The sequence below is a fragment of the uncultured Nitrospira sp. genome, from assembly GCA_902500695.1.
Lineage (GTDB): Bacteria > Nitrospirota > Nitrospiria > Nitrospirales > UBA8639 > Nitrospira_E.
The window spans coordinates 1-3,015 of sequence record CABVRQ010000164.1; the positions used below are offsets into that span (position 1 = coordinate 1).

4 protein-coding genes are annotated in these 3,015 nt (G+C 53.8%); all 4 read right to left on the bottom strand.

Features of this window, described 5'->3' with window-relative positions:
- The coding region (locus AAH187_RS19080) for a PhoU domain-containing protein (protein WP_342350078.1) at positions 1-206 on the bottom strand (206 nt) is incomplete at its 3' end.
- Positions 207-238: 32 nt separating this feature from the next.
- A complete protein-coding gene (gene pstB / locus AAH187_RS19085) occupies positions 239-1,072 on the bottom strand; it encodes a phosphate ABC transporter ATP-binding protein PstB (RefSeq protein WP_342350079.1) in 834 nt (277 codons plus the stop codon).
- 42 nt (positions 1,073-1,114) lie between these two features.
- Positions 1,115-2,053, bottom strand: a complete 939-nt coding sequence (gene pstA / locus AAH187_RS19090) for a phosphate ABC transporter permease PstA (protein WP_342350080.1) — start codon at positions 2,051-2,053, stop codon at positions 1,115-1,117.
- On the bottom strand, positions 2,053-3,015 hold a 963-nt coding region (pstC, locus tag AAH187_RS19095), incomplete at its 5' end, for a phosphate ABC transporter permease subunit PstC (RefSeq protein ID WP_342350081.1). The genes pstC and pstA, both read right to left, overlap by 1 nt.

Consider the following 3,015-nt stretch of genomic DNA (forward strand, 5'->3'; position numbering starts at 1 on the left):
TTTGTGTGGGTATTGATTTTTTCTTGCAGGGCATCTGCAATACGGTCATTGGCAATGACCTCCTCCGCCATAATGGCATCGTTCTCCACCAACGCTGTCAGTGCTCTGTGCAGTTGCTCCGACACGTGGTTTGAAAGAGCCACAATCTCCTGGCGCAGAGTATTCAGATCTTCGTCAAAGATGCGTAGAGTGTGTTGATTGTTCATGAGGGTCCTTTCGAAACCTGTGTCTTCCCAGTTTATCCAAACCGGCCGGTGATATAATCCCGCGTCAGCGTTTCTCGCGGGGTGGAAAATAGTTCCCCTGTTGGAGCGAATTCGATCAGTTTGCCCAGATGCATGTAGGCCGTAAAATCAGAAATTCGCGCCGCCTGCTGCATGTTATGGGTGACGATGATCACCGTAAACCGATGGCGGATTTCCGTAATCAGATCTTCGACCTTGGCCGTGGCGATGGGATCTAATGCCGAGGTGGGTTCATCCAGTAAGAGAATTTCAGGTTGTGGGGCCAGTGCCCGGGCTATACACAATCGTTGTTGTTGGCCTCCTGAGAGACCGTAGGCCGATTGCGGGAGGCGATCCTTCACTTCCTCCCACAAGGCCGCATCTCGCAAGGATTGTTCAACCCGTTCGCCCAACACTTTTTTGTTCTGGATTCCCTGAATCCGGAGCCCGGCCGCCACGTTTTCAAAAATGGATTTGGGAAACGGATTGGGTTTTTGGAAGACCATTCCGATTCGAAGTCGGACCATAAAGGGGTCAAGGGCGATGAGATTCTGATTTTCGGGAAAAAGGCAGATCTCGCCACTATAACGATTGCCGGGATACAGATCATGCATACGATTAAACGATCGCAGAAGGGTGCTTTTCCCACACCCGGATGGACCGATCAGTGCGGTCACTTTGCGATCGGCAATCGATAAGGTGATTTCCTTCAAGGCCTGGGTTTCCCCATACCAAAAGCTGAGTTTCCGAACTTCCGCTGCCTGTATGTCCTGCTTGGTGTCGGTTGTGGAGGAGGACTTAAACGATATGGGCGTGACTTTCTGGTTATGAAAACTCTTCTGTGTCATATGCGTGGTTCCTTGAATAAGCTATGAGGTCATTAGAAATGGCTACCGAACCTGGCGGCGCAAGTGATAGCGCAACCAGATCGCCACTCCATTCATCGCCAGTGTCATCACCATCAGAATGACTCCGGCCGCCGCGGCATTGATATGAAATTCTGCCTGCGGTCGTGAGACCCAATTGAACATCTGAATAGGCATGATGGTAAACGGGCTTTCCAGCCATTCAAAATTGATAAAAGGCGGGCTGGCCTGAAAAGGGGAGGTGGGTAAAAAGGCGATAAAGGTCAAGGCCCCGATGGTGATGACCGGTGCGGCTTCTCCAATCGCTCGAGCCAAACCTACGATGGTTCCGGTCAAAATGCCAGCCCGCGCAGCGGGCAGCACATAAAGACGAACGGTCTGCCATTTGTCGGCACCCAGCCCATAGGCTGCTTCCCGCAAATCGAGGGGAATCCCACGAATGGCTTCACGGGTGGACACGATAATGACCGGCAAAATCAGTAATGCGAGCACCAAACCTGCCGTCAGGATCGTCTCTCCCAGCCCGAATCCATGGATGAACAGGCCAAGGGCTAATAATCCGTAGATAATGGAAGGCACCCCGGCCAGATTACTCACGTTGATTTCAATGAAATCCGTGATCCAGTTGTGCGCAGCATATTCTTCCAAATACACCCCTGCTCCAACCCCAAGCGGGATCGCAATGCCGGCAGTGACGAGCGTGACCAGGATGGTGCCGACCCAGGCGGAAAGGATCCCTGCTTGCAGTGGATGGCGCGAGGGGAAGTTGAGGTAAAAGTCGGGGTTCATGAGTCTGGGCCATCCGCTCGTGATCAGGTCGATGACCACAGCCGCCAATAAGCTCATCGCGACGATCAGTACTGAAATGCCGATGCCGGCCATGACCAGGTCGCTTCGGCGGTTGGCATCAACAATGCGGGCCAAATCGGGAATAATCGCCTGGGACACGTCGGCTTTCATCATTAGTACACCTCCTTAAACCGCCGCCGAAGAAAGAAACCGATCAAATTGAAGGTCAGTGTGATGACAAACAACACGATTCCAGCCGCAAACACGGATTGGTAGGCGATGGAGTCATGAGGCAAATCCCCCATGGCCATTTGTACGATGTAGGCCGTGATAGTTGCTGCTCCTTCCGTGGGATTGAAAGAAAAATTGGGATTTTGCCCGGCCGCGATGGCGACGACCATGGTTTCGCCCACGGCTCGTGACATGCCAAGAATAAATGCCGCTGTGATGCCGGAGAAGGCGGCAGGGACCACAACGCGCATGGCGACCCGGAAGCGGGAATAGCCCAGAGCATATCCGGCCTCGCGCAGGCCAGGCGGGACTGCCCGCATGGCGTCTTCACTGACCGAGGCTGTGTAGGGAAGAATCATGATTCCCATGACGATGCCGGGACCGAGCATGTTGAACCCTTCCAAGCCGGGGATGAAGGTTTGTAGGAGCGGGGTAAAAAAGAGAAGGGTAAAATAGCCATAGACTACGGTCGGCACTCCTTCGAGCAACTCGAGAAAAGGTTTGACCGTCTCGCGAACTTCCCTTCGAGCATATTCACTGAGGTAAATAGCCAAGGCCAATCCCGCCGGAATAGAGACGGCCAACGCGATCCCCGCCACGGTGACCGTCGCCGAGACCAGAGTCATCACCCCGAAGTGGGCATTCTCAAAAACGGGAGTCCACTGGGTGTCTGTTAGAAAGTCCAGGAGAGATACCTGGGCAAAGAACCCCATGGATTCCGTAACCAGAACATACACGATCCCCAACGTAACAAACACCGAGGTCGCGGCTGCGACCAAAAGGCACCCGCCGGCTAAAGAGCCCCATAGGGCGCGGCGACGGAGGAAGCCATCGCTGGCGCGTAAGGGGGATCCTGCAGAGTCAGAGAGGTTTGAGAAAGATGGTAACGTTGACATGCTTTCAGC